Here is a 25,958-nt window from a genome sequence, read left to right as displayed (position 1 = left end):
TCTGAGGAGCACACGCATGGGCGCACACGACGCCGTCATCGAGATCCCGCGCGGCAGCCGCGTGAAGTACGAGGTCGACCACGAGACCGGACGAGTGCACCTCGACCGCGTGCTCTACACGACCTTCGGCTACCCGGCCGACTACGGCTACTTCGACAACACGCTCGGCGAGGACGGCGACCCGCTCGACGTGCTCGTGCTGCTCGACCACGCCATCTACCCGGGCGTCGTCGTCGAGGTCCGCCCCGTCGCGGTGCTGAAGATGAGCGACGAGGCCGGCGGAGACGACAAGCTCGTCGCCGTGCTGTCGAAGGACCCGCGGTGGGCCCACATCCAGGACATCGACGACATCGCCGAGTACACGAAGAAGGAGATCGCGCACTTCTTCGAGCACTACAAGGACCTCGAGCCCAACAAGTGGGTCAAGGTCGACGAGTGGGGGAACGCCGCCGAGGCGCAGCGCATCCTCGACGAGGCCATCGTCCGCTTCGGCGAGCAGGGTCACTGACTCCGCTGGGTCGCTGAGCCACCCACGCTGGGTCGCTGACCCACCCACGCTGGGTCGCTGACCACCCACGCTGGGTCGCTGAGCCACCCCCGCTGGGTCGCTGAGCCACCCCCGCTGGGTCGCTGAGCCACCCCCGCTGGGTCGCTGAGCCACCCCCGCTGGGTCGCTGTGCCACCCATGCTGGGTCGCTGAGCTTGTCGAAGCGAAGACCCCCGGTCCCGCAAGGGAACCGGGGGTCTTTCGCGTCTGGGGTTCGAGGTCGCTCAGGCGGAGACGCCGCGCTGCGCGAGGAACTGCACCGGGTTGACGGCGCCGCCGTTCACGTAGACCTCGAAGTGGAGGTGGCAGCCGAACGAGCGGCCGGTGTTGCCGGCGTAGGCGATGACCTGTCCGGACTGCACCCACTGGCCGGAGCGGACGAGGATGCCGCCATCGCGGATGTGCGCGTAGCCGGTGCCGATGCCGCCGCCGTGCTGGATGCGGATGTAGTTGCCGTAGCCGCCGTTGCCGCCGGCGTAGTCGACGGTTCCGGACTGCGCGGCGTAGATCGCTGCGCCGCAGCCGTTGGCGAAGTCGGTGCCGTAGTGGAAGCTCGACGAGCATCCCTGCGGCCCGCACTGCTGAGAACGGGGGCCGTAGCCGGAGCTCTTTCCACCGCCGTGGGGACGGCACCAGCCGCCGCTGCCCTGGCTGCCGCCTCCGCCGCCTCCACCGCCGCCGTTGCCTGCGGCGGCTGCTGCCGCTTCGCGGGCCTCGCGCTCCCGACGTGCCTTCTCCGCGGCTTCGACGCCGGCCTGGTATCCGGCGACGGTCTTCGCGGTGTTGTCCTTGAGGGCTGCGAGCTGCGCCTGCATGGTGGCGAGGTTCGCGGACTGCTCGTCGAGCGCGGCCTGTGCGGCATCCGCGGCCTGCTGGGCGACGACCATCTTCTCTTCGGCGATCTTCTGCAGCCGGTCGCGCTCGTCGCGGGCGACGATGGCCTGGTCGCTGAGCGACTGCGCGGAGTTGCGGGCCGCGACGGCGTCGTCGTAGACCGACTGGTTGTACTCGAGGAGCTTGTCCATCGTGCCGAGGCGGGCGAGCAGCTCGTCGGCGTTGTCCGGGGAACCGGCGAAGAAGAGTTCCAGCGAGGTGTCGTCACCGCCGTTGCGGTACAGCTGGGCGGCGACCTGACCGGCCTTGCGGGCAGACTCGTCGGCCTTCGCCGCCTGCTCGTCGGCCTTCGCCTGAAGAGTGTCCGCCTCCGTGGCGGCGGCGAAGTAGCTCTGCTGCGCTTCGTAGAATTCGTCGGAGGCGACCTTCGCGGCGGCCTGCGTCTCGGCGACCTTGCGGGTCAGCGACTGGATCAGGCCCTCGATACGGCTGACCTCGGCGGCCTTCGCCGCCTCGCTGTTCTTGGCGCGCTGCACATCGTCCCAGCTCGGGTACGAGGCGGCGTACGCGGCGGAGACGCCGTTGGAGATGCCGAACGCGCTGAGGGCGACGACGCTGAGCACCCCGATGCCGAGAGCTCCGCGACGGCTGACACCGGCCTTGTCGAACGCACGACGTTCGGTCGGACTGGGCGCGCAGCCGCAATCCTCGGATGCCGCCGCGACAGCAGCATCCAGCGTGATCTTGTCGTTCACACGGCCCCTTCCGCCGGTTTCACAGTTGCCACACTAACAACAACTTTCACATCCGCACCAGGGTGGATCGTCGGCGATCCGGGCAGCGCCGACCCCTCATCGTCCCCCCGGAACACGCCCGGGAGGCGGCGGCGCGCCCTCGATTCGCGATTTGCGCAGAACATCCCTTATGCTTGAGCGTCGGCAAGGAAGTCCCCCGGGACTGACTCGGCCCCATCGTTTAGCGGCCTAGGACGCCGCCCTTTCACGGCGGTAGCACGGGTTCGAATCCCGTTGGGGTCACACCTTCCGATACAATTGAAAACAAGTATGGCCCTGTAGCGCAGTTGGTTAGCGTGCCGCCCTGTCACGGCGGAGGTCGCGGGTTCAAGTCCCGTCAGGGTCGCTCCGTGCGACGAGCTCTTTCTTCGGAGAGGGCTCTTCGTCTAGGACGCGACAGGTTCGCCGGTCGCGCGGCTCTGTAGCTCAGTTGGTAGAGCGTTCGACTGAAAATCGAAAGGTCACCGGATCGATGCCGGTCGGAGCCACAAGGCTGATCATTACAATCAGCCCAGAAACCCTCGCCTAGCTTCTACATGGCGGGGGTTTTGCTTTGCCCCTGGTGAGGATTCGGTTTCTGGCCGGGACCGGACGGTCACACCTCGTCCGCCTTCGGCACCGGAGCGGCGCGCTGTTGGTGGGAGGGAGTGGCCTCAACCCACCATCTCAACCTGGATCCGCCGGTCGAGATCGTCGAGTTCTGCCAGAAGCTCGGCGGCGACCCAGACACGATCTCGCTTGCGGCCCGTGATCTCCTGGATGAAGCCGGTATCCGCGAGTTGCGCGATCGCTCGGTAGGTCTGCTGCTCCGACGCGCCTGAGCGCTTCTCGATCTCCGCGGCAGCCATGACCGGGTGATCGTAGAAGGCGGGAATCAGGGCTGCGACAGCGGAGTCCGCCCGCGGCCTGAGCTCGGCGGCCCACTCATCAGGCAGGGTCTTGATGCGGGCAATGGACTCGCGCGAGCACACGGCAGCCACGCGGGCCGAACGCGAGAACAGGTCGATCAGCGGGGCCGGGTCACCCTGTCGGTACGTCCCGAGCGCGGCGAAATAGTCATCGCGCTTGGCGAGAAGCCCGCTGGCAAGGGGCACCACGGCATTTCGGGTGACTCCGCGGCGCCGAAGCACCGCCGAGACGAGCGCACGCCCGATACGGCCATTGCCATCAGTGAATGCGTGGATCGACTCGAATTGCGCGTGACCGATCGCCGCCTGCACCATCACCGGAACATCGTCGCGGTTGAGGTACTCGACGAGATCCTCCATGAGCGACGGCACGCGTTCCGGCGCCGGCGGCACGTACAGGGCATCACGAGGCGAGTAGTCGCTTCCACCGATCCAGTTCTGCATGTCTCTGAGCCGCCCCGCGTAGTCGGCCTCGTCGCGGTCGCCCTTCATGAGCGCCCGGTGTGCGGCGAGAAGACTGTCCAGCGAGAACCTTCCCCGGATGGCGACTTCCGACACCAGATCGTGCAGCGCGGTGCTCGCGGCCACCATGCTCGTCGCCGAACTGTTCGAACGGTTTCCCGCGAGGGCCTTCGCGTAGTCCACAGCAGTGGCGGTGATGCGTTCGATCTTCGACGAGGCAACGGACTCGGTCCGCATCATGAACCGGCTCATCGCAGCCGAATGTCCCTCCGCGTCGGTGTCCGCCTGCGCTACCGCAAGCAGAGCCGACTCCGAGACCACGATCGTCGCGATAGGCGGGACGTAGTCGAGGGATGAGATCTTCGACGGGACCGCGGCGTCCACGGACGTCAGCATGCGATCAGCACGAGTGCCACCGCGGGCCTGTTGACGCCATGGGCGCGTCTCGACGGTGTGCGCCGGCCAGACGCCGTGCCCCATCTCCCTCGTGACGATGTCCATAGCCCCGAGTATTGCATGAACTAATCAGGTTTAGAGCGCATAAACCTGATTAAGCGCACCGGAAGCCGCATGGAGCAGGCGCGCACCGGCTCAGACGCCTCAGGGATGGCACCGGTACTGTCGGAAGCGAATGGTCGCCGGCGGAGGGCTCACATGACTGTCATCGCATCACCCCACGAGCGGAGATCGCTCGACGTGCACGCCCTCCATCTGCGGAGCACCCTGTGACGGCACCGGGCACCTCCCCCGCCGGCCCGCGCTTCGAGGTCGATCCCTGGAGCATCGCCCTGGACGGGCTGGACGCCTCGCGCCTCGCGCACGACGAATCCGTCTTCGGCTTGTCGAACGGCCACGTCGGATGGCGCGGCAACCTCGACGAGGGGGAGCCCCGCGGCGTCGCCGGCAGCTACCTGAACGGGGTGTTCGAAGAGCATCCGATGCCGTACGCCGAAGAGGGCTACGGCTATCCGGATTCCGGCCAGACCGTCATCAACGTGCAGAACGGTCAGCTCATCCGCCTTCTGGTGGATGACGAACCGTTCGACGTGCGGACCGGCGAGCTCGTGCATCACCGACGGAGCCTCGGTTTCCAGGACGGTGTCCTGCATCGTGAAGCCGACTGGATCTCGCCGACGCACCGGCGGGTGCGCATCGAGTCGGCGCGCCTGGTGTCGTTCTCCCGGCGCGCCGTCGCGGCCGTGCGCTATCGCGTGCACGCCGTGTCTCACGAGGTCGCGATCACGATCCAGTCCGAGGCCCTGCCGAACGAGCCGCTCCCGATCACCCATTCCGATCCGCGCGTGCAGGAGCTCCTCACGACGCCGCTGGTCGGCCTCGACTCGGATGTGATCGGCACCACGGCGACCCTCGTGCACCGAACACGGGAGAGCGGACTGTCCGTGGCCGTGAGCATGGACCACGCCGTCACGACCTCCGGATCCGCCGAGCCGGCCGTGACGACGGTCGCGTCTCCGGAACTCGCGCGCACCACCGTCCGAGTGGTCCTCGCGCCCGGGGAGCACGTCGAACTGATCAAGGTCGTCGGCCATGAGTGGTCGGCGACGCTGTCCCCCTCCGGCCTGCGGGACCGCGCCGAAGCCGCCGTCACGGATGCCGGACACGCGGGCTGGGACGAGCTCGTGCGCGAGCAGCGCGCGCGCCTGGACGACTACTGGGCCTGCGCGGACGTCGAGGTCGAGGGCGAGCCGCGGCTGCAGCAGGCCGTGCGCTACGCGCTCTTCCAGGTGTTCCAGGCGTCCGTCCGCGCGGAGCTCCGCTCGGTTCCGGGCAAGGGGCTCACCGGCTCCGGCTACGAGGGTCACACCTTCTGGGACTTCGAGGGGTTCGTGCTCCCCGTCCTCACCTCCACCGCACCGCATGCCGCGGAGCAGGCGCTCCGCTGGCGGCACTCGACGCTCGGACACGCCCGCGAACGCGCGCAGCACCTGCACCTGCGCGGTGCCGCGTTCCCCTGGCGCACGATCGACGGGCGGGAGAGCTCCGGATACTGGCCCGCGAGCACGGCGGCCTTCCACGTCAACGCCGACATCGCCGGCGCGGTGCTGCACTACGTGCGGGCGACCGGCGACCAGGCCTTCGAGCGCGAAGCGGGACTCGAGATGCTCGTCGAGACGGCCCGGCTCTGGGTCTCCCTCGGCCACGCGGACTCCGCGGGCGTTTTCCACATCCACGGTGTGACCGGACCCGACGAGTACTCCGCCATCGTCGACGACAACGTGTACACGAACCTCATGGCACAGCGAAACCTGCGCGGAGCGGTCGCCTCGGCGCGGCGGCATCCGGAGGTGGCCGGTGCGCTCGGCGTGGACGAGGCGGAGCTCGACGAGTGGTGCCGGACGGCGGACGCGATGTGCGTTCCGTTCGACGAGGCGCGCGGCGTGCACCCCCAGTCGGCCGGATTCACGGAGCAGGAACGCTGGGACTTCGAGAGCACGAGCTCCGAGGAGTACCCCCTGCAGGAGCACTTCCCCTACTTCGACCTGTACCGGAAACAGGTCGTGAAGCAGGCGGACCTGGTCCTCGCCCTGTTCTTCGCGCACGAGGCGTTCACACCCGAGGAGAAGGAGCGCGCCTTCGGGTACTACGAGGAGCTCACGGTCCGGGACTCCTCGCTCTCCGCCGCGGTCCAGGCGATCATCGCCGCCGAGGTGGGGCAGCTCGACCTCGCCTACGACTACCTGGCGGAAGCGGCCACGCTCGACCTCGACGACCTGCACGAGAACACGAGCGACGGTCTGCACATCGCCGCCCTCGCCGGAGTGTGGACGGCGATCACGGCCGGCCTCGGAGGGATGAGGGACACCGACGACGGACTGCGGTTCTCGCCCCGTCTGCCGGACCGCGTTCGCGGGTTGAACTTCGGCGTGCGGATCCACGGGCAGGTGCTCCGCGTTGAGGTCCTGCCCGCGACCGTGACCTACGTTCTGAAGGAGGGACCGTCCCTGACCGTCCGTCACTTCGACGCCGAGGTCGAGCTCCACGCGGGGCATCCCGTCACCCGGGAGATCCCCCGCGCGCGAGATCGCGGAGCACGGCCGTCGCAACCCCGCGGCCGGGCGCCGCGCGACGCCTCGGTCGCGTTCGCTCTGTGACGGTCCGCGTCGACGAAGCGCGCGGCGTCCCGGGCGGCTACAGCGACGCCAGGTCCGTCCTGGCGCGCTCGACCGCGTCCCCGGTCTCCTCGACGCGCTTCGCCGCCTCCGCCTGAGCCGACTCCAGCTCGGGAAGCTCCTGCTCGACGCGGCGGACCTCCGCGCGGGCGCGCTCGAGCTGCGCCTCCAGGTCCGCCACCCGCTCCGACAGCTCGTCCGCCGTCGACCGCAGCTTCTGCAGCGCGGAGTCCTTCCTGCCGAGCTCTCGCTCTGCGACGGCCTGCTCCTTCTCCGCAGCGGCTACACGGCGCTCCGCCTCCCGCCGCTTCCTCCGGGCCTGCAGTTCGTCCGGCGGCTGCGGCGGCGGCGCGGCATCTCCCTCATCCAGCTCTCCCGCCACCGCGTCGCGGATCTCCTCCTCGCTCGATGACGGAGTCAGCGCGCGCACCAACCGCCCCGAGGCCACGGCGCTCGCTGCCGTGGGGTCGAAGAACGCCGCCGAGATGCTCTGCTCGACCGACTCGAGAGTCGCCGGCGTGATGCGCTCACCTCGGGACGCGGCGAGCTCGGCCGCCGTCGCCGCCAGCCGTCGGGTGAGGGCGCGCCGGTCCCGGCCGAGCTTGGCCAGCGCCGGCGCGTCGAGGTCGTCCTGCGCCTCGCGGAGCTCCCTGGCCAGCTGCAGCGCCTCCCCCAGCTGCCCGGACCGTTCCTGCGCGAACACGTTCACGACCCAGGCCGCGATGGAGGGCTTCTTCAGCGCGCGGATGCGGGGCGCGAGGGCGCCGGCTTCCTCTGCCCGGGCTTTGCGGGACGCGACGAAGGCGTCCGGCTGACCGGAGTAGAGCGCGGCCGCGATCTCCTCGAACGTGGGATCGGCCATGCGCCAACGATACGCCGCCGCGCGGCTCGGACGCGGAGCTACTCGATCGTGAGGTGGTCAGCCCAGTCGGCGCTGACCAGCTTCCTGGTGCCGAACGTGCCGTCGCCGAGTCCCGGATAGAGGAAGAGCTGCGCCGAAGGCGTGCGGACGAGGAGATCAGCGCGGCCGTCTCCGTCGTAGTCGACGCCTCCCGTCGCTGCCGTGAACTCCTGCCAGCCCGATCCGACCGCGCGCCGCGCGGCGAAGCCGTTGGGTACGCCGGCGTAGAAGTACAGGGTGCCGTCGAAGTGGAGACCGATGATGTCGCCCCAGCCGTCGTTGTCGAAGTCGCCGCCGATGACGAAGTGGAACGCCTGCCAGCCGCTGCCGACCGTCGTGTGCGGACTTCCGAACTTCCCCGCCCCGTTTCCGGCGTAGATGATCAGCACCCCGTTGCGCGAGACCCCGAGGATGTCCTGCTTGCCGTCCCCGGTGTAGTCGGCCCCGGAGGCCACGTGCATCATGTCCCACCAGCCGTCGCCGATGGCCACCGGTGAGCCCAGCGCGCCTCCGCCCTTGCCGGGGTAGAACTCGAGGATGCCGTCGGACCGGGCGGCGAGCACATCGGCCTTGCCGTCGTTGTTGAAGTCGGTGTGCGTGACATGACGTCGCGTCCCACCCCAGTTGGCGCCCAGCAGCGTCGTGGCCGGCTGGAAGCCGCCCGCCCCGTTCCCGCCGCGCAGCCGCAGGTCGCCGTTCCCGGCGACGATCAGAAGGTCGGCCTTCTTGTCGCCCGTGTAGTCGGCGGCGGCGGTCGGGGACTTCGGGCCGGGACCCGTGGCGAGTCCGGGGACGGTCAGCGGGATGGTTCCGCCGCGCGAGACGTTCGCGAGGCATGTGAAGCCGTTGTTCACCGCGGTGTAGACCGCACCGTTCAGCCGCAGCTCGAAGTGCAGGTGGTAGGCGGGAGAGTTGCCGGTGTTGCCGACGACGCCGATCTGCTGACCGCGGCCGACGCGGGTGCCGGGAGCGTAGATCCCCGGAGAGGCCATGTGCGCGTAGCGCGTGACGTAGCCGCCGGGGTGCTCGATGTCGGTGTAGTTGCCGTACCCGCTGTTGACGGTGCGCGACTTGATGACGCCATCGTATGCGGCGACGATCGGGGTTCCCCCCGCGCCGGAGATGTCGATGCCGTCGTGCGCGCGGTAGTTGCCGCGGCAGCCGTCCCCGACCTTGGACTGGATGTTCCCGGAGGCGGGATAGACCATCCGGCCGTCGGTGGCCGCGGAAGCAGGGGTGCTCGCAGACATCGACGGCACGAGCGAGCCGATCACGACCGCGAGCACGGCGATCATCCCGATGCGGGCGAAACGCAGGCGGGACGGTCGCTTCATCTCGGCGTTCTCTCTTGTCCGGCGGCCCCAGGGACGTGATGCCCTCCGCCGTCACCGTACCAGGGCGGACGAGCCCCCGCCGTGCGCGCCGCCGGGGAAGCCGGTGATGCGGTCCAGGGCAGAAGCCTCTCAGAGCAGGTCGAAGTCGCCGCTGTCGTACGGCGCGCTGTCGTCGCCCGTGTCACGGCCGTCGAACTCGACGGTCTCGACGGAGATCGCGACCTGCGTCGCCGCGGAGATGAGCAGACTCACCGCACGATTGCCGACCACCACGAATTCGACGAAGCCGCCCCCGGCGCGCATCGCCTCTTCGATCCGACGCCGCAGGTCCGGGACATCCTGGCCTTGCGCCAGGAAGAACTCCGCCCCGTTGAACGCGATCCGGGTCCGCTCCATCGTCTGCATCTGGCCTCCTCCTCATACCCGGGATGTCGTTCGGGCGACGGTACCGATCGGGTCGCCCGCACAGAAGGGGATTGCGCGATGGCCCGAGAAGAGGCAGAGCGCGTTCTGGGTGTACCGTGCAAGCATGGGAAGACTCCGCTATGACGGGACCTCGGATCCGATCCTGATCGAGGACACGACGCTCGCGCATCTGAAGATCGTGGTCGCCACGAAGCTGCGTCGGCAGGAGAGCTTCATGATGACGTGGCGCCCCGTCGGCGACGGCGTCGACAAGCGCGCTTCGGTGTGGATCCACCCAGCCATCCCCCTGCAGTTCGGGTTCGAGAGCGCCGATCCGCCTCCTGTCGACGCGCGTCTGGTCGCCGACATGATGCATGCGCTCAACGCCTCGGGCGAGCTCGTCCTCGATCATCTGATCGACCCTCGCTGACGACCGGCACCCCGTCACCGACCCGGAGCTCCACCCGCCGTGGCAGCCGACCTTCTTCCGTTCCTCCTCCTCGGAATCCTGATCCTCGCGCTGCTCATCGGCTGGCCGATCATCAAGCGCCGGTCGGACCGCGCCGCGGGCATGGCGGGTCGCAGCTGGGGACGGCGGTTCCTCGATACGAAGCGCGCCGAGGCGCTCGCCACGCTGGGCTCCACTCTGGTCGTGCATGCTCCCGAGCCCGTGGCACGAGAGATCATCGCCGCGGCCGTCGCGAAGCAGGAGCAGCACTTCACCGTCCGCAGCGACGGCGGTTACGGCATCCGATTCGTGGAGCCCGACGACACGATCGTGCGACTCGTGCGGGTTCCGGACGGCACCCGCATGCAGGTCGAGACGTTCCGCGAGTACCTCGACGGCCCGCGGACCGTACCGCTCTGGGAAGACCTGCGCTCCCGCGTGACCTCCGCGGCAGCGGCTCGCAGGATCCCTGTCTCCACAGGCGAGCAGGGCGGCTTCCGACAGGAGGGTCTGATCGACGGGCGCGACGCGCGCTGGGCGCGGGAGGACGGAACCTCATCCGGGCCGGGGCCCGGGCGGTGACCTCCTCGCCCGAAACCGCACTCACATCATCCGGCGGACGCAACTAGGCTGGGAGGCGCGCCCCGCCCGCCGGGCCTCCGCCGGGTCATGGCGGTGGCGTGCGCCCTCACGACCTCCTCCGGTCCACATCATGATCCCGCCGCGCCGGGACGGAGTCCTGCTCCGGTGTGGCCACGCCAGAAAGGCATGAACCCCATGAGCGAATCCTCCGGAACCGCCGACCGCGACGGCGAGCGCTCGCCGGACTTCTTCGACCAGCTGATCGAGACCACCCCGCGCGACCAGCAGGGCGCGTTCACCGTCGGCTTCCGCGGCTACGACAAGGGCGAGGTGGATGCCGCGCTCTCCGCGCTGCGCAACCAGCTCAAGCAGGCGGCGGCCGACGTGGCCGAGGCGCAGGCTCGCGAAGAGGACGCCGTGGAAGCCGTCCGGGCAGAGGAGCGTGCAGCCAGAGAAGCGCTCGAGGCCGAGCTCGCCGCGGCCAACGCGAAGGCGTCGGATGCCGAGCAGCAGGTCGCGACCCTCACCTCCGAGCTCGTCGACGCCCCGCAGGCCGATGGCGAGGAGGCGCCGTCGCGTCAGCAGTTCGAGGCGATCCTGCGCGTCGCGGAGGAGCAGGCGAACGTCCTCATCCAGAACGCCGCTGTGCAGGCCGACCGGCTGATGACCTCCGCCCGCGAGGAGGTCACGGCCCAGCGTGCCGAGGCTCAGGCCGACGCCGAGCGGATCACAGCCCAGGCCGAGCGTGACGCCGATCAGGTGCGCCTGAAGATGGACACCGAGTACACCGCGCACGAGGCCCGCATCGAGCGGGAAGCCGCGCACGCCGCCGAGAAGGTGAACCAGGCCGCGCAGGAGGCCACGGCGATCCGGACCGAGGCCGAGAAGGGCGCCGCCGCCCTCCGTTCTCTCGTGACCCGCGAGACGACGCAGCTGCGTGCGGACGCGGAGCGCGAGGTGCGCGAGATGAACGCCCGCGTGCTGGAGTTCGAGGAGACCCTCACCCGGCGTCAGGACGATGCGCAGCAGGAGTTCCTCGTGCTGCACAACCAGGCCGTGGCGCACGCCGAGCGCATCACCAACGACGCCAACGAGCAGGTCGCCGCTTCTCTCGAGCATGCGCAGCGCATCTCGGCCAGGGCCGAGGACTACGAGCGGCTCACCCGCTCGCAGGCTCAGGCGATCGAGGCCGACGCCCAGGTGCGCGCCCGCGAGACCCTGGAGCGCGCCCGCGCGAAGGCGCAGAAGATCGTCGACTCGGTCACGGGCCACACGACGGCCGTGCTGCGCGACGCCGAGGACCGCACGCGGCAGCTGCGCTGGCAGCAGCAGCAGCTGACGAGCTTCATGGCCGAGGTGCGCGAGCTCATCCGCCCCGACGGCATCTTCTCCGACGACACCGTGCCGGCCGAGATCACCGCAGCCGACGACGCGGACAGCGCGTCGACGCCCGCCGTCTCCTCGGACGAGGCCCCCGCCGCTTCCGAGGAGAGCTTCCTCGGCGACGAGGTCCTCGAGGATGAGCTCGACGACGGCCCGCTCGAGAAGATCACGATCGATGTCGTGGAGACCAAGAAGAAGTCCTCCAAGTAGTCGCACGACGTGTCTCCGTCGCGGCTCTGCGCCCGACGGAGAACACGTGCCCCGAGGGACCGTGGGCGCGGTCAGCTGGTGGGCTGCTGTGCGGCCACCGAACACTGTCGAGGCGTGGCGGAAAAAGTGAGCCCGACTGCAAGTGTCGTGGCCATGATGCCGAGACTCCCGGCGCCCAGGAGCACAAGACCCGCTGGCCACACAGCGAGAGTCCGGCTTTCCTCGGTGTCCACACCCTTTGCGCTCGCAATCAGATGCCAGACGGTGATGTCCCCTACTGCCGTCAGAGTGATCCCTGTGACGAATATGGCGAGCGGGAACACCCAAGCAAGAACCCAGATGGTCAGGCGCACGGACCCGGGAGCGCGTACGAGCATCGCGATCACTTCCCTACAGCGAAGCCCTTACGGGGCTGAAAGCAGAGAGGGTCGCGGATGTGCCGACCAACTTCCAATTGGGCGTACTCATGCCGAGCGTTTTGTACCCCGCCCATTTCTGGACCTTATATGCAGCTCGGGTGCCGACCGTCCATGCCTTGAACGTAGTCCGGGCAGGGGCGATGCCGGATGTCCACGAGACGCGCCCTGACACCGAGTAAGACGCGTTCATTCCGATCTGGGCACTCACCCAAGCAGATGTTGCTCCGAACGCTGCGCTCACTGACGACTCAACCTTGTACGAGGCGGAGATAGTGCACCTCCCACCCCCGCCACCTGCCTGGATCTTGCAGACTCCTAACTGCTTGGACTTGTTGGTCCAGTTGTTCGTCTTGACGAGGTCGGTGATTTTGTACTTCGTCATCTTCACGCTCACGGCCGGGTCCGCAACCACTGGATAGGCGACCTCATCGACGGCCACCGTCTCTACGATCTGAGTGAGCTCATTACCCCTGATCTCAAATCGAGTTGGGATCGCTCGATTCTCGGCGTCCCTCGCCCATGGGGATCCGACCATGGCCACTTCCTCGCCAACCGAGTCCAGCACGCTTACTCCGCCGTCCTCACGCATCGTCAACGACCCACCGGCGTCGACAGTGACTCGGTAGGAGAAGGAGGTTGGTGCCGTCTCTTCGTTCAGTACGGACAGAATCTGAGCCACTCCGTTGTTGCGTATCACCGGGACAATGCGGGAACCGTCGCTGAAATCGAAGGAGGCCGCTGCTCCTTCCGCATCGGCGGCCTCGACCTGCTCGGCCTCAGGAAGCGAGACTGCGACTTCAGGTCCTCCGTCTGCTTGAAGGGTCATAGGCGCCGAGGACTCTTCGGGGACTACCGCGGTCACCCCATCAACGGCTGCGGTGTTGCCAGTTCTGTCTCCCGCGACGACGGGTGCAGCGTCCAAGAGGATCTCGTCAAGCAACGGCACGTCGGGATCGGTCTGCTCCTCTGCGATTGCAGGAGACACCGCCCCCATGACCAACGAACAGACAACGAAGCCCGCCATCAGCGGTGACCACAGACAGCGGAGTGTCATCGATTTCCGCCCAATCGCGTTCGTGCGGGCGACCCGCAGAAAGCACGCAGCAGCTTCCAGGGTTTCCATCGTCATCGTCCCTCTCGATAGTGACTAAAATGTCACCTTCAAGCTAGCGATGCGAAGAGAAGCGGGCAACCCACCTTGTCGCCTAACTCCAACGACAGAGGCGCGAGCAGGCTTACCTGCTCGCGCCTCTGTCGTTCCCGGATCGGGTCCGGGTGGAGTCTGGGTTACGCCCGACCGAACTGCGCCGATGCGGGGCAGTCGAACGGATCGGCACCGGCGGAGAGACCGACCCGGTTCAGGTACTCGATGACGATCAGGTACGACCGTCCGAGGCTGGTCTCGGTGTACGGCACGTTGTTCGCGGCGCAGTAGTCGCGCACGATCTCGCGTGCCTTCGACAGGTGCAGCCGCGGCATGCTCGGGAAGAGGTGGTGCTCGACCTGATAGTTCAGTCCGCCCATCAGCCAGGTGGCCCACCATCCACCGCGGATGTTGCGGGAGGTGCGCACCTGCTTGGTGAAGAAGTCGAGGCGGGCGCTCGGGTCGATGATGGGCATGCCCTTGTGGTTCGGGGCGAAGGACGCCCCCATGTAGACGCCGAACACGGCGAGCTGCACGCCGAGGAAGGCGAAGGCCATTCCGAGCGGGAGCATGAGGAAGACGGGGACCAGGAGGATCGCGAAGCGCAGCGCGATGATGCCGAGCTCGGTCCAGCGGCCCTTGACGTTCGGCTTCGTCAGCAGGTGCTTGAGGCCGATGTAGTGGAGGTTGAGTCCCTCGAGGGTGAGCAGGGGGAAGAAGAGCCAGCCCTGCTTGCGGGTGATGAGCCGGACCAGACCCTTCGACTGCGCCGCATCCGTCTCGAGGAACGAGATCGTGTCGACCTCGATGTCCGGATCCTTGCCCACCTGGTTGGGGTTGCCGTGGTGTTTGGTGTGCTTCGAGTCCCACCACGAGTAGCTCATGCCGATGCTGCCGGCGAGGATGCGGGCCAGGCGGAAGTTCGACGGGCCGGAGCTGAGGATCTGCCGATGCGCCGCCTCATGGGCGAGGAAGGCGATCTGCGTGAAGACGATACCCAGGCCAGCCGCGATGAGCAGCTGGAACCAGCTGTCGCCGAGCAGGATGAACCCGGTGACGAGTCCGCCCAGCGCGAGCACGATCCCCGCGGCGACGGAGGCGTAGAACCACTGCGCACGTCGCAGCAGTCCCATCTCCTTGACCACCTGAGACACCTGCTTGTACGCCTGTGCCATCGGGGGGAACTCCGCATTGCCGGAGTAGGTCTGGCGAACCGGACCGAGCGTCGACGCGTTCGTGTCGATCTGTATGAGGGAGATGATCTTCTCCTGACGATCGGAGCCCTTGAGCTGTGGAAGCCCAAGGCGATCGCCCAACGCTTACCTCACAGTAGCCCGCGCCGCATACGCGTCAGGGAATACATCGGGGACCCTTGACGGGCGGCATTTCCTGTGCAGGAGAGGCCGCCCGTCGTGTGCCGGAACGGTCGCTCAGGCGCGGGCACGGCGCGGCCGGCGGCGCCAGGCTCGCGGCAGGATCGGCGTGAAGACGGACTCGCGGCGAGCCGGCTCGTGCACCTCTTCGAGCGCGCGGAACGCATCGTCGAGGGAGTCGAAGGCGCCGAGTTCGGTGCCGCGGTTGTCGCGCACGAGGTGTGCGGCGCCGTCGAACTCGACGAAACCGGCGAATTCGCCGCCGCGGGTCGCGACGTGCACATCGGTGTCGGCCTGCTTCCAGGTCAACGGATCGGACGGGGGAACGGTGGTGGTGCTCATGGTGATGCTCATTGCTGTGTGGCGGACACGCGAGGCGCTCCGCAAGATGTGAGACCGAGGGCGGATTCCGCACGCATCGATGTGCGCGGTCCGTGATGGCCCTGATCAGTGGCGACGTGGCGGCCGAGAGGGGGCGATGCACACACGTTGCATGATCAGCATAGCAGATCGCCTCGGCCGCCACCCGGACGGCCCGCGTGTTCAGCGCGACGGCTGTCCGCCGGTACCGCCCTGACCACCACTCGGCGCCGAGCCCGCGGCCGGCTCCGTGGTCGTGTCGACACCCACGACGAGGACGGCCCGATAGCCGTCGGAAACGTTCCCGGTGACCGTGGCGACCTGGAGGGCGCCGGCGTCGTCGCCGAACACGTTGTCGCTCGCGAGCGTGATCTGCGACAGGTTCCGCGCGGATCCGTCGTAGGCGCTCTCCGCGTACACGGCCGAGCATGCCTGTTCCGGCAGAGCCAGCTGGGAGGTCGCGATCGCCGACGTGGAGTCCGTGATCGACGACACGTCCGGATAGACCTCGAAGTGGATGTGCGGCCAGCGTCCGGAGTAGCAGCCGGGGAAGATCGACGTGAACGACACCCTTCCGTCGTCGTCCGCGACCTGCACGCCGCGCAGGTAGGTGACGTCCTCCAGTCCGGAGGAGTACATCGAGTACTCACCCTGCGCCGTGCAGTGCCAGGCGTAGACCGCGACCCCTGCGAACGGAACGCCGCCGGCGGCGAGGTCCACGATCCGCAGCTCGAACGTGAGCGGCACACCCTCCGCCGTGGCGCCGCCGTCGATGGACGAGCGGATGTCCTGCCGCACGATCCCGGAATCCTCCAGGACGTCGGGGCCGTTCGATCCGTCTCCGGGATACGGCCCCGCCGTCTCATCCGGGATCTCGGCGGTCGTACCCGATGCACCCTCGGAAGCGTCTCCGGTCGACGCCGCGGTCGGGCTCGCCGACCCTCCGGACGCGGCGGGCGCGCATGCCGCGAGGACGACGGCGCCGAGGCCGAGACCGGCCAGTCCGAGCAGACCGCGGCGGCTCATCAGGGTGCGGATGTCGAAGGCCGCCCCCTGGTCGACGACCTCCTCATCCGCCCGGTCGAGCAGGCGCCCCTCGTACGCGGGGCCGTCGGGGGTCTGGATCGGTTCTGGGATGCTCATGAGCGGTTCCTCCTCGTTCGCCTGGGGTGGTGACCACCAGCGTCGCGGACGATCCGATCAGGACCTTCTGCCTCTCCTATGACTCGACTATGCCCTCCCGCGGCACCGGGGGTCGAAGGACGAGGACGACGACGATGACGGCGAGGATCAGGGCCGTCAGCGTGACCGGGACCGGCAGGACGGGGTCGAGCAGCACGAGCAGCGCGCCGAGCGGCACGACGGCGTTCACGACCCGGTCGGCGTTGTCGCGGATGGCGATCCACCAGATGCCGAGGAGGAAGATCGCGATCGGGATCGTGACCGTGAAGGACGCGGCGACGTTGGAGAGGTGGCTCTCGCCGGTCAGGACATCGAGTTCCACCTCGATGCCCGCCGAGAAGGCCGCGGCGGCGGCGAACACGAAGTAGTGCGTGTAGCCGTAGCGCAGCGAACGCCGGAAGCTCGTGATCGCCCGGTGGTGCGGCGGCCAGAAGTAGATCCACCACAGCGCGGCGGTGACCACGAGGGTGAGGACCGAGATCGCGATCAGCGGGCCGAGACTCTCCACCTTCTCCAGGGCGTCGACGATCGCGTTGGCCGAGGCGAGCAGGCTCTCGCCGAGCACGATCAGGGTGAAGAGCCCGTAGCGCTCGGTGATGTGGTGGGGATGCCAGGGCGTCCGCTTGCGGTACTCGGCGAAGATCGGGACGCCGATCTCGATCAGCGCGAACAGCACGAAGGCGACGATCTGGAGCGGGCCGACCGGGATCAGGAGGAAGAGGATCCACAGCACCTGCACCGCGGCGATGCCGAACGCATAACGCCGAGCGGGCGATCGCAGCTCTCCCCCGGCGCGAGAGGCCCGCAGCCACTGCGCCACCATCGCGATGCGCATCACCACGTAGCCGAGGACCGGGAGTCGGAAGTCACCGTGTTCGAACGCGCGGGGGATGCCCGCGGCGAACACCAGGACGCCGCCCATCTGCACGATCGTCGTGACGCGGTACAGCCAGTCGTCCGTGTCGAACGAGGTCGCGAACCAGGTGAAGTTCATCCACGCCCACCAGATGGCGAAGAACACCATCGCGTAGGACGTCACCCCGTGCAGGAAGTCACCGTGACTGAGGGCGTGGTGCAGCTGCGCGGAGGCGATGCTCACGGCGACCACGAAGACGAGGTCGAAGAACAGTTCGAGCGGGCTCGCGGTGCGGTGCGGCTGGGCGGGATCGCGCGGCAGCATGGTGCGAAGCTGGAAGCGGGAGGAGGAGGCGTTCGCGGTCACCGCGAAAGGATAACGCCCGCGGAACGACCCGGGGAGAATCGGATTCCTCCATTCATGAGATTTATCTTCCCGTCGGGCACATCTTCCGCTACAGTGATGAAGGTCTGCAGTGCCTGCTGTCAGCGAACACCGTGTGGGACGGTGTGATCGCACTCCGTGATGTGGGAATCACGAAGGGTTTCAGCAGGACCCGAGGGGTCGGGACGCAGACGACGCCGTGAACGTGGGGTTCATGGTCTGGGGAATCTGGGGAATCACAAAATGTCGCACTGGGGATATCTGCGTACATTCACGGCTCAAGGGGCCTCGGCATGACTTCCGTCGAGGATGCCCTGAGCATCACTCGTACGGCGTTCGTGCCGGTCGCCGCTCCGCGAGCCACCAAGTCGGTGACGCGCACGGTGGTCACACCGCGCGCTTCGGCGACCTTGGAACGGCGCCGTCAGTGGGAGCGCCGCTATCGGATGCGGCTGCGGACCACGGATGCGGCTGTCATCCTGTTCGCCGTCGGTCTGACGGCGGCGGTCCAGCTGGCCACCGGCGTCAGCGGGTTCGAGGTCCTCCGCGACGGCATCCCCCTCGCCGCGCTGTGGTACCTCATGCTCAGCGCGCTGCACACGCGGGACGCCGCGTTGTTCCGCGCGAGCGCCACCGAGTACCGCGGCGTCGTGCACGCCAGCGGACTCGCCTTCGGGATCATCGCCATCGTGGCGGTGCTGCTCGCATGGAAGTCGATGCAACTGATGCTGCTGCTGGGGCTGCCTCTCGGTGTGCTGACACTTCTGGTGACCCGGTGGATGTGGCGGCATTGGCTGCAGACGCAGCGCTCCCAGGGGAGGTTCGCCTCCCGTACTCTCGTCGTCGGCAACAGGGACGACGTGGAGTACGTGGTCCGGACGCTGCACCCGATCGGCGCTTCCGGCTACCAGGTGGTCGGCGCGACGCTCCTCGACGGCAATGCCCGCGACATCGTGATCGACGACACGAGGTTCCCGGTTCTGGGGAACGTGAACTCCGTGTCGTCGATCGCGGCCGAGGTCGGCGCCGACACGATCATCGTGGCGAGCCGTCCCGAGGGCGAGCCGGAATTCGTGAAGCAGCTGAGCTGGCAGCTCGAGGGGACGGCTGCCGAGCTCGTGCTGTCGAGCCGACTGACGGATGTCGCCGGGCCGCGCATCTCCTTCGCGCCGGTCGAGGGCCTGCCCCTCATCCAGGTGCAGATCCCGACCTACGAGGGCGGGCGACACCTCCTCAAGCGCGCGCTCGACATCGCCGTCGCCACGGTGGCGCTGATCCCGATCGGCCTCGTGGCGCCCGTGCTGGCGCTGCTCATCAAGCTGGACTCGCCCGGTCCGGTCTTCTTCTTCCAGGAGCGCGTCGGCCGCGACGGTCGCCGCTTCAAGATGGTCAAGTTCCGCTCGATGAAGACGGATGCCGAGCAGCAGCTGGCGACCCTGAAGGCGCAGAACGAAGGCGCCGGGCTCCTCTTCAAGATGAAGGACGACCCGCGGGTGACCCGTGTCGGCCGGGTGCTGCGCAAACTCTCCCTCGACGAGCTGCCGCAGTTCTGGAACGTGCTCGTGGGCGACATGAGCGTGGTCGGGCCGCGGCCGCCGCTGCCCAGCGAAGTCACCGCGTATGACGGCACCGTGTTCCGCCGCCTGTACATCAAGCCCGGGATCACCGGCCTGTGGCAGGTCTCCGGACGCAGCGACCTCTCGTGGGACGAGAGTGTGCGCCTCGACCTGCGCTACGTCGAGAACTGGTCCGTCATGAACGACCTGCAGATCATGTGGCGCACGGCCAAGGTCATGGTGCAGCCCAGCGGGGCATACTGATTCCATGAGCAATGCGTCGCCTCGGGGCGAGGATCGGTCCATCCTCGTCGCCGTCACGACCTTCCGCCGCACCGAGCTCCTGCCGGCCCTGGTCGCCGCCATCCGCGCGGGCGCCGGTGAGAGCGGACAGCACATGCGCATCGCACTGGTCGACAACGACCCCGAGCGCTCGGCCGAGACGTCCGCCGCCGAACTGGGCGTCGACTACGTCGCCGAGAGCACACCGGGCATCGCCGCCGCACGCCAGGCCGCGCTCGACGCGGCCTCCGACGGCGAACTCGTGGCGATGGTCGACGACGACGTCCTCCCCCAGCCCGGCTGGCTGGACGCCCTGGTAGACGTGTGGGAAGACACGGGTCATCCCGCGGTGGTGATGGGCTACGTCGAGTACGTGTGGCCGGAAGGCACGGACCCCTGGGTCGTCGCCGGAGGCTTCATGAGGCGGCGACGCCGCCGCACCGGACAGCGGCTCGATGCGCTGGCGACCGGCAATGTGCTCATCGACGCGTCGCAGGTCGCGCGCCTCGGGATCCGCTTCGACACGAGTCTCGGTCTGGCCGGCGGAGAGGACATGCTCTTCGGTCGTTCGGTCCTCGCGGCCGGCGCGTCGATCGTCGCGTCCGCCGACTCCGTGGTGCGCGACGAGGTCCCTGTGGAGCGGACCACGCGCGAGTTCGTCCGACGGCGGACGATCTCCCAGGGGCAGATGCGCACGCGCCTGCTGACGCGTGACGGCTCGCTCGTCCGGCAGCTCGCCCTGCGCGCCATACATCTGGTGGGCGGCATCGTGCGTCTGGTCGTCTTCTCCTGCCGGGGTCTCGTGGCGCGCTGGCGCGGCAGGACCGAGGAAGAGGCCGTGTTGCGCCGCCGTACCTGGTTCGCCCAGGGCCGCATCCTCGGAGCCGTCGGACGCATCACCCCGGAGTACGCGCGGACGTGACGTCCTCGGCGCGGTGACGCAGAAGGGGGCGGGGCCGTGACGGCCCCGCCCCCTTCTCGTCGGTCCCCTACTGGGGGACCACCACCGCGAAGCGCTCGAACGAGAGCTTGGTGGCGGCGTTGGTCGATGCCGAGCTGATCGACGTCTTGATGCCCACGCCTCCTGCGGCCTGCATGGCGGCGGTGGTGTCGGTGCCCTGGAGCTGCCAGCCGGCGGGCTCCGTCTGCCCCTCCACCCACACCTTGGCGGCGAGGGTCGTGGGGTTGGTCCCGGCGACGGACAGGCGCGCGTGGAGCACCTGACCCGGCGTGTAGGTCGTGGGCAGGACGTAGCTGTTGCCGATCGCCGTCTCGTCTCGCAGGATGTAGAGGCGGATCACCCCGGCCGGCTCGAGGCGCACCCGCGCGGAGTACGTCGACGTGCCTACCGTGCGCCCGTGGAGCGTGATGCTCGCTGTCCCTCCGGCGGAGGCGACGTCAGAGGAGAACGTCGCGTCGAGCACGGTGCTCGTCCCCGAGACCCCCAGGCGTGCCTCTCGCGTCTGCGACGGTGCGAGCGTCACGACGCCCTTCCCGCCGGCCGTGCTGAATGCGGCGTTGCCGCCGGACAGCGCCCAGGCTCCGCCGAGGTCGGCAGCACCCCACCCACCGGTGGTCGCGCGGTCGAACTCATCGGTGGCGAGGGGCGTCGGCCCCGCGGGGTCCGGCGGCGTGACCACGGGTGCGGTCACGGTCACCGGGTTCGTCACGGAGTGGGTCGCCCCGTCGTCGTCGGTCACGGTCAGCGTGACGTTGTACGTCCCCGAGGCCGCGTAGGCGTGCGACGCGGTCGCCCCCGATGCCGTCGCGCCGTCGCCGAACGTCCAGGCGTAGCCCGTGATCGTCCCGTCCGAGTCGCTCGAGCCGCTGCCGTCGACGTTCGCCGTGAGTCCGTTCGTCGTGGAGACGAACGCAGCGGTCGGCGCCTGGTTCGGCGGTGCCACCACGGCCCCGGTGACGACCTTGTAGTCGTCCACCGAGATGACCGACGAGACGGTCGAGACCGAGCTGATCGCGGCCTTGATGCCCACCGACCCCGCTGCCTGCAGGACGGCGGTGGTGTCCGTCGCCTGCAGCTGCGGGCTCGCCGGCTCCGTGGTTCCCGTCCGCCACACCTTCAGCGAGAGCGTGGTCGGCGAGGTGCCCTGGACGCCCAGCAGGACCGAGAGCTTCTCGCCGGCGGCGTATGTGCCGGGGATCACGACGCTGTTGCCGATCGCCGTCTCGTTGCGGAGCAGGTAGAGGCGGATGGCGCCGTTCGCTTCGATCTTGACGCGTCCGGAGTACACGTCGTTGCCGACCTGGCGGCCGTTGACCGTCAGGTTGAAGGCACCGCCGTTGGTGGCGCTGCTCGAGGCGATCGTCACGGAGGTGATCGTCTTGGTGCTCGACACGCCCGACAGGCGCGCCTCCCGCGTGGCCGCCGGAGCGAGCGAGATCTTTCCGACGCCGTCGGCGACCGAGAAGGCCGCGGCGCCCCCGGACGTCGTCCATGCGCCGCCGACCTCGGCGGAGCCCCAGGCGGAGGATGCGGTCCGTTCGAACGCGTCCCTGGCGATCACGTCTTCGGTGGCCGCCGGGGTGACGGCGACCGAGGCCGTCGTCTGATGCGTCGCACCGTCGTCATCCGTGACCTTCAGCGTGACCGTGTAGGTACCCGGGGTCGCGTAGGTGTGGTTCGCCGTGGCACCGGTCGCCGTCGCTCCGTCGCCGAAGTCCCAGGCGTAGGCGACCACGGTGCCGTCGGCGTCCGTGGATCCGCTGCCGTCGACCGCGATCGACATGCCGTCGGCGCCGCGGACGACGTTGGCGACGGCCTTGGGCGGCGCGTTCTGCGCCTCCACCGCGATCGACTTCGTCGTGGTCGAGGAACCTCCGCGGTCGTCGGTCACCGTTAGCGACACCTCGTAGGTGCCCGACGCGGCGTACGCGTGGGTGGCCGTGGCCCCGGTCGCGGTGGCGCCGTCGCCGAAGTTCCACGAGTAGGCGGCGATCGTGCCGTCGCTGTCGGAGCTGGTCGACCCGTCGAACGCCACGGAGAGGAACTGCACGGTCTCCGTGAAGGCGGCCGTCGGCAGCGCGTTCGGGTCGCGGGCGATGACGTCGTGGCTGACGGTGGAGGTGAGTCCGCCGGCGTCCTTCACCGTGAGGGTCACGGTGTAGGTGCCCGCCGCGTCGTAGACGTGGGTCGGAGTCGCGCCGGTGCCGGTGTGCCCGTCGCCGAACTCCCAGGAGTACTGGGCGATCGGACCTTCGGGGTCACTCGACGTCGACGCGTCGAACGCGACGGAGAGGTCGGTCGGAGCCGACGTGAACTGCGCCGTCGGGAGCTGGTTCAGCTGCCCCGTCTTGCCCAGCTGGAAGTGCTGCAGCACCTGGCTCGAGGTCAGCGGCTGCGAGTACACGGCCGCCTCATCGATCGTCCCGACCCAGAACGGGTCGCCCTCCCAGGTCGTGTCGCCGCCCACACGCCAGTACCCGGCGTAGTTGTCGGCGGTCGCCAGCGTGTTGGAAGCGACCTGAGCGCCGTCCACGAAGAGCTGCATGCCGCTCGCCGACTGCTGACCCACGACGTGGTGCCACTGGCCGTCCCGGTAGGTGCCCGGCGCGGTGAGCACGTACGTGCCGCCGCTGTAGACGCCGAACTTGAGCTGGCCGGACGAATCCATGTAGATGTGCCGGTCGTAGTTGCTGCTCGGGTTGGCGTTGTTGGAGTTGCTGTTGCCGAAGCCGATCAGCTTTCCGCCCCCGGTCGAGGTGGTCTTGAACCAGGTCTCGATCGAGTAGGTGTTCGGCGACGCGTACTGCTGTGCGCTGACCACCGTCTGGCGGTTGTTCCAGCTGGAGAGGAACTTCGACGACGTGAAGCGGATCGCCGGGTTGCTCACCCCGGACAGTGCTCCGGCCTGATTGCGCTGGATGCTGGCGGACCCGCTGGTCTGGTAGGTGCCGTTGCTCCCGTCGCGGCCGGAGTCCTTCGCGACCGTTCCGCTCGTCTCTCCCAGGCGCCAGTAGAGCGTCGGGTCGAGGTCGTAGACGGACTTGCCGTAGGCGTCGGCCGGAGCCGCAGGCAGCGACGACGTGCGCCCGGAGGCGACCCAGTGCGCGTCCACCGCGTCACGGGTGAGCGCGGAGTCGTAGACCGCGACGTCCGCGATGCGACCGTTGAGGTAGTTCGACGACCCCGCCGACGGCCAGCCGCCCTGCGAGTCGCCGCCGACCCTCCAGTAGCCGGAGTAGCTCTGGCCGGTCGTGGTGTCGTTGCGGGTGCCGATGCGCACGCCGTCGACGTACAGCACCATCCCCGACCCGTTCATCGTGGCGACCACCTGGTGCCAGTTGCCGTCGTTGAACCCGGCGTTGCTGGTGATGGTCCTGGCGGAACCCGGGTACACGCCGAACGTGACCTGACCGGTGTTGCTCAGGTAGATGTGGCGGTCGTAGCTGCCGGAGAGTCCCGTGGCGTTGTTGCCGAAGCCGACGATCTTGCCGCCGCTGGTGCTCGTGGTCTGGAACCAGGCCTCGACCGAGAACTCGTTGGGTCCGACCTCGGCGACCGAGCTGGACGACGTTCCGTTGCTGCCGTTGAAGGCCGTGGACGACGAGGTCTGACCGACGGCCTGACCCGCCTGGCCGCGGGTGGTGCCGCCGGCGAGCGCGAGGTCGTTGCCGGCCACCCAGTCGATCGCCGACGTGCCGGACGCCTCGTTCAGCGGCCAGTAGTACTTCGGCTGCGAGGCCAGGATGGCCTCGTTGTAGGCGTTCGACGTGCCCGCGTCGGCGATCTTGACCGACGTCCAGTCCGACGTGGTCGAGTTGCCGTTCGGGTCGGTGACCTTCACGCGGTACTCGTAGGTCTGCCCCGCGGTCACGGCGGTGTCCGAGTAGGTGAGGCGCGGGCGGACCCAGTAGGTGGAGTCCGCAGTCGTCGTGTACACGGGCTGCGCCACGTCGCGGCGGAAGACCTCGTACGTCAGCCGCGCGTTGTCGGCGTCGTAGTTCGCCGACCATGCCACGCGCGCCTGCCCGGCGCGGAAGGACTGCGTGCTGATCGGGTAGGCGCCGCCCTTGATGGTCGGGCCGACCTTGTTCGGCGCGGCGTTCGGCTTCGCGAAGCGGACAAGGCCCTGCTGGGCGGCGCCGCTGACCGCGGTGAACTCCCCGCCGTAGACGAGGTAGTCGCCGCCGCCGGTGACCGACCACGCGGCCTGGCTCATGCCGGACACCGTTCCCGGCTGCCACGTCGGGTACCAGTGCAGCAGGCGCGCGGCGGGGTTGCCGGTGAAGCTGCGGTAGCCGTAGGGGTCCGGAGTGAGCGTGCGGTCCGACGGGTTCTTGTCGAACGCGAGCGAGAAGTTGAAGTTCCACGGGTCGAGCTGCGGGAACTCCCCGATGTTGCCGCAGTAGTGCGAGTGGGCGGCGGTGTACAGCACGCCGCCGGTCGGGTACACCGAGTAGGTGTCGCCGTGGCAGTCCTCCATCCACACCATCGAGCCGTCGCTCCAGTTGGCGCGGAACGAGCCCTCGAAGTCGTCCTCGGTCTTCGAGCCGCCGAAGTCATAGCCGCTGCCGTAGACGCTGTCGCCGTCGGAGGCGAGCGAGTAGATGGACGCGCCGGTGCCGCCGTTGCGGATCACGCTGTTGATCGCCCACGGGAGGCTCGCGCCGGTGGTGGCGTCGAGGGCGGCCATGCCGCGCCCGGGGTTCGTCGAGCCGTTGGTCGAGGTGAACGACCCGGCGATGACGACCTTGGACTTGTCGGGCGAGACGACCACCGAGCGAACGCCGTAGCCTCCGGCGAGCACGGGGTTGAAGTCGAGCACCGCGCCGGTGGAGGCGCTCAGCGCGGCCACTCCGGTGCGGGCGGTGTTGTTGACGTTCGAGAACTCGCCGGTGACGTACACGGTCGTGTCGGTGGCGACGATGCCCTGAACGATCGTGTTGGTCCCGGGGGTCCAGTTGGCGATGAGCTGTCCGGTGGCCGTGTTGAACGCCGCGAGCCGGTAGCGGTTCTGGCCGTCGACAGCGGTGAATCCGCCGCCGATGTAGAGCCGCGAGCCGTCGGGCGAGACCGCGGCCGCGAGGACGCGGCCGTTCACCTGCGGGTTGAACGAGGCGTCGAGCACACCGGTGGCGAGGTCGTAGGCCAGCAGGTTGGATCGCGGCGTCTCGTTCGTTCCGGCAGCGGCGCCGGCAGGGCGCGCGCTCGTGAACTGGCCACCCGCGTACACCTTGTTGCCGCCGACGGCCTGCGCCCAGACGATGCCGTTGATCTGCGTCGTCGGGAGCGGGTCGGCGCTCACGGTCGCCGGCAGAGCGGGATCGGTGGGCACCGTGTCCGCCTGAGCGGCCGGTGCGGTGATGGCGGCGCCGAGGAGCGCGGTCACCAGAACGGCGACGACTCCCATCGCGACGCGGCGGAACGGTCGTGCGCGCGATTCTTCATCGCGTTCGATTGCATCGAGTCGCTGGACTCGCATGGCGCCTCCCCATAGGCACATGC

At 68.7% G+C, this 25,958-nt stretch carries 18 protein-coding genes and 3 tRNA genes; 10 read left to right on the top strand and 11 right to left on the bottom strand.

Translation table 11 applies throughout. The annotated features are described in order from the left end of the window. Positions 1–16 precede the first annotated feature (16 nt). Positions 17–508: an inorganic diphosphatase gene (locus tag CSX12_RS03075; protein ID WP_017204665.1), complete on the top strand. Its 492-nt coding sequence runs from the start codon at positions 17–19 to the stop codon at positions 506–508. Between the two features lie 263 nt (positions 509–771). On the opposite strand, the gene CSX12_RS03070 is transcribed toward CSX12_RS03075, so the two are convergent. Next, positions 772–2,136: a M23 family metallopeptidase gene (locus CSX12_RS03070; RefSeq protein ID WP_017204664.1), complete on the bottom strand. Its 1,365-nt coding sequence runs from the start codon at positions 2,134–2,136 to the stop codon at positions 772–774. A 209-nt stretch (positions 2,137–2,345) separates the two neighbouring features. Here CSX12_RS03070 and CSX12_RS03065 point away from each other — a divergent pair. From CSX12_RS03065 to CSX12_RS03055, 3 genes are all read left to right on the top strand, one after another. Further along, a tRNA-Glu gene (locus CSX12_RS03065) sits at positions 2,346–2,418 on the top strand. Positions 2,419–2,447: 29 nt separating this feature from the next. After that, a tRNA-Asp gene (locus CSX12_RS03060) sits at positions 2,448–2,521 on the top strand. Between the two features lie 69 nt (positions 2,522–2,590). Beyond that, positions 2,591–2,663 (top strand) — tRNA-Phe (locus CSX12_RS03055). Between the two features lie 165 nt (positions 2,664–2,828). Here CSX12_RS03055 and CSX12_RS03050 read toward each other — a convergent pair. Further along, positions 2,829–4,046 (bottom strand): Fic family protein, encoded by a 1,218-nt coding sequence (locus CSX12_RS03050; protein ID WP_241160552.1) that lies wholly within the window; start codon positions 4,044–4,046, stop codon positions 2,829–2,831. 224 nt (positions 4,047–4,270) lie between these two features. On the opposite strand from CSX12_RS03050, the gene CSX12_RS03045 reads away from it, so the two are divergent. After that, entirely contained in the window at positions 4,271–6,658 is a 2,388-nt protein-coding gene (locus CSX12_RS03045; RefSeq protein WP_124894814.1) for a glycosyl hydrolase family 65 protein, read from the top strand. 37 nt (positions 6,659–6,695) lie between these two features. Here the strand turns inward: CSX12_RS03045 and CSX12_RS03040 are convergent, their stop codons facing one another. The 3 genes from CSX12_RS03040 to CSX12_RS03030 all read right to left on the bottom strand — a co-directional run bounded on the left by CSX12_RS03040 (position 6,696) and on the right by CSX12_RS03030 (position 9,316). Then, a complete protein-coding gene (locus tag CSX12_RS03040) occupies positions 6,696–7,538 on the bottom strand; it encodes a transposase (RefSeq protein ID WP_124894813.1) in 843 nt (280 codons plus the stop codon). Positions 7,539–7,576: 38 nt separating this feature from the next. After that, complete coding sequence (locus CSX12_RS03035) at positions 7,577–8,911, bottom strand: VCBS repeat domain-containing M23 family metallopeptidase (RefSeq protein ID WP_124894812.1); 1,335 nt, start codon at positions 8,909–8,911, stop codon at positions 7,577–7,579. A gap of 129 nt (positions 8,912–9,040) precedes the next feature. Further along, positions 9,041–9,316: a hypothetical protein gene (locus CSX12_RS03030; protein ID WP_124894811.1), complete on the bottom strand. Its 276-nt coding sequence runs from the start codon at positions 9,314–9,316 to the stop codon at positions 9,041–9,043. Positions 9,317–9,440: 124 nt separating this feature from the next. On the opposite strand from CSX12_RS03030, the gene CSX12_RS03025 reads away from it, so the two are divergent. The 3 genes from CSX12_RS03025 (at position 9,441) to CSX12_RS03015 (ending at position 11,939) form a co-directional block, all read left to right on the top strand. Then, the gene (locus CSX12_RS03025; RefSeq protein WP_124894810.1) at positions 9,441–9,746 is read left to right on the top strand and encodes a hypothetical protein; all 306 of its coding nucleotides are present in this window, start codon (positions 9,441–9,443) and stop codon (positions 9,744–9,746) included. A 39-nt stretch (positions 9,747–9,785) separates the two neighbouring features. Beyond that, complete coding sequence (locus CSX12_RS03020) at positions 9,786–10,346, top strand: hypothetical protein (RefSeq protein ID WP_124894809.1); 561 nt, start codon at positions 9,786–9,788, stop codon at positions 10,344–10,346. 195 nt (positions 10,347–10,541) lie between these two features. After that, on the top strand, positions 10,542–11,939 hold the full coding sequence (locus CSX12_RS03015) for a cell division initiation protein (RefSeq protein WP_124894808.1): 1,398 nt from the start codon (positions 10,542–10,544) through the stop codon (positions 11,937–11,939). Between the two features lie 390 nt (positions 11,940–12,329). Here CSX12_RS03015 and CSX12_RS03010 read toward each other — a convergent pair whose 3' ends face one another. From CSX12_RS03010 to CSX12_RS02990, 5 genes are all read right to left on the bottom strand, one after another. Next, positions 12,330–13,487 (bottom strand): hypothetical protein, encoded by a 1,158-nt coding sequence (locus CSX12_RS03010; RefSeq protein ID WP_124894807.1) that lies wholly within the window; start codon positions 13,485–13,487, stop codon positions 12,330–12,332. 158 nt (positions 13,488–13,645) lie between these two features. Beyond that, positions 13,646–14,764, bottom strand: a complete 1,119-nt coding sequence (locus CSX12_RS03005) for an acyl-CoA desaturase (protein WP_206427150.1) — start codon at positions 14,762–14,764, stop codon at positions 13,646–13,648. Positions 14,765–14,932: 168 nt separating this feature from the next. Continuing rightward, entirely contained in the window at positions 14,933–15,217 is a 285-nt protein-coding gene (locus CSX12_RS03000) for a hypothetical protein (RefSeq protein WP_124894806.1), read from the bottom strand. 201 nt (positions 15,218–15,418) lie between these two features. Continuing rightward, entirely contained in the window at positions 15,419–16,378 is a 960-nt protein-coding gene (locus tag CSX12_RS02995) for an intradiol ring-cleavage dioxygenase (protein ID WP_124894805.1), read from the bottom strand. Positions 16,379–16,454: 76 nt separating this feature from the next. Beyond that, positions 16,455–17,639: a low temperature requirement protein A gene (locus CSX12_RS02990; RefSeq protein ID WP_241160551.1), complete on the bottom strand. Its 1,185-nt coding sequence runs from the start codon at positions 17,637–17,639 to the stop codon at positions 16,455–16,457. Between the two features lie 311 nt (positions 17,640–17,950). Here CSX12_RS02990 and CSX12_RS02985 point away from each other — a divergent pair, with 311 nt between their 5' ends. Together CSX12_RS02985 and CSX12_RS02980 are read left to right on the top strand one after the other, a co-directional pair. Continuing rightward, complete coding sequence (locus CSX12_RS02985) at positions 17,951–19,477, top strand: sugar transferase (protein WP_124894804.1); 1,527 nt, start codon at positions 17,951–17,953, stop codon at positions 19,475–19,477. Between the two features lie 4 nt (positions 19,478–19,481). Continuing rightward, positions 19,482–20,417, top strand: a complete 936-nt coding sequence (locus tag CSX12_RS02980; RefSeq protein WP_124894803.1) for a glycosyltransferase family A protein — start codon at positions 19,482–19,484, stop codon at positions 20,415–20,417. Between the two features lie 67 nt (positions 20,418–20,484). Here the strand turns inward: CSX12_RS02980 and CSX12_RS18825 are convergent, their stop codons facing one another. Continuing rightward, on the bottom strand, positions 20,485–25,935 hold the full coding sequence (locus CSX12_RS18825; protein ID WP_164479528.1) for a PKD domain-containing protein: 5,451 nt from the start codon (positions 25,933–25,935) through the stop codon (positions 20,485–20,487). Positions 25,936–25,958: the final 23 nt, after the last annotated feature.

The organism is Microbacterium sp. Y-01 (assembly GCF_003856715.1).
GTDB lineage: Bacteria > Actinomycetota > Actinomycetes > Actinomycetales > Microbacteriaceae > Microbacterium > Microbacterium algeriense.
This window is presented reverse-complemented; position numbering and strand designations above follow the sequence as displayed.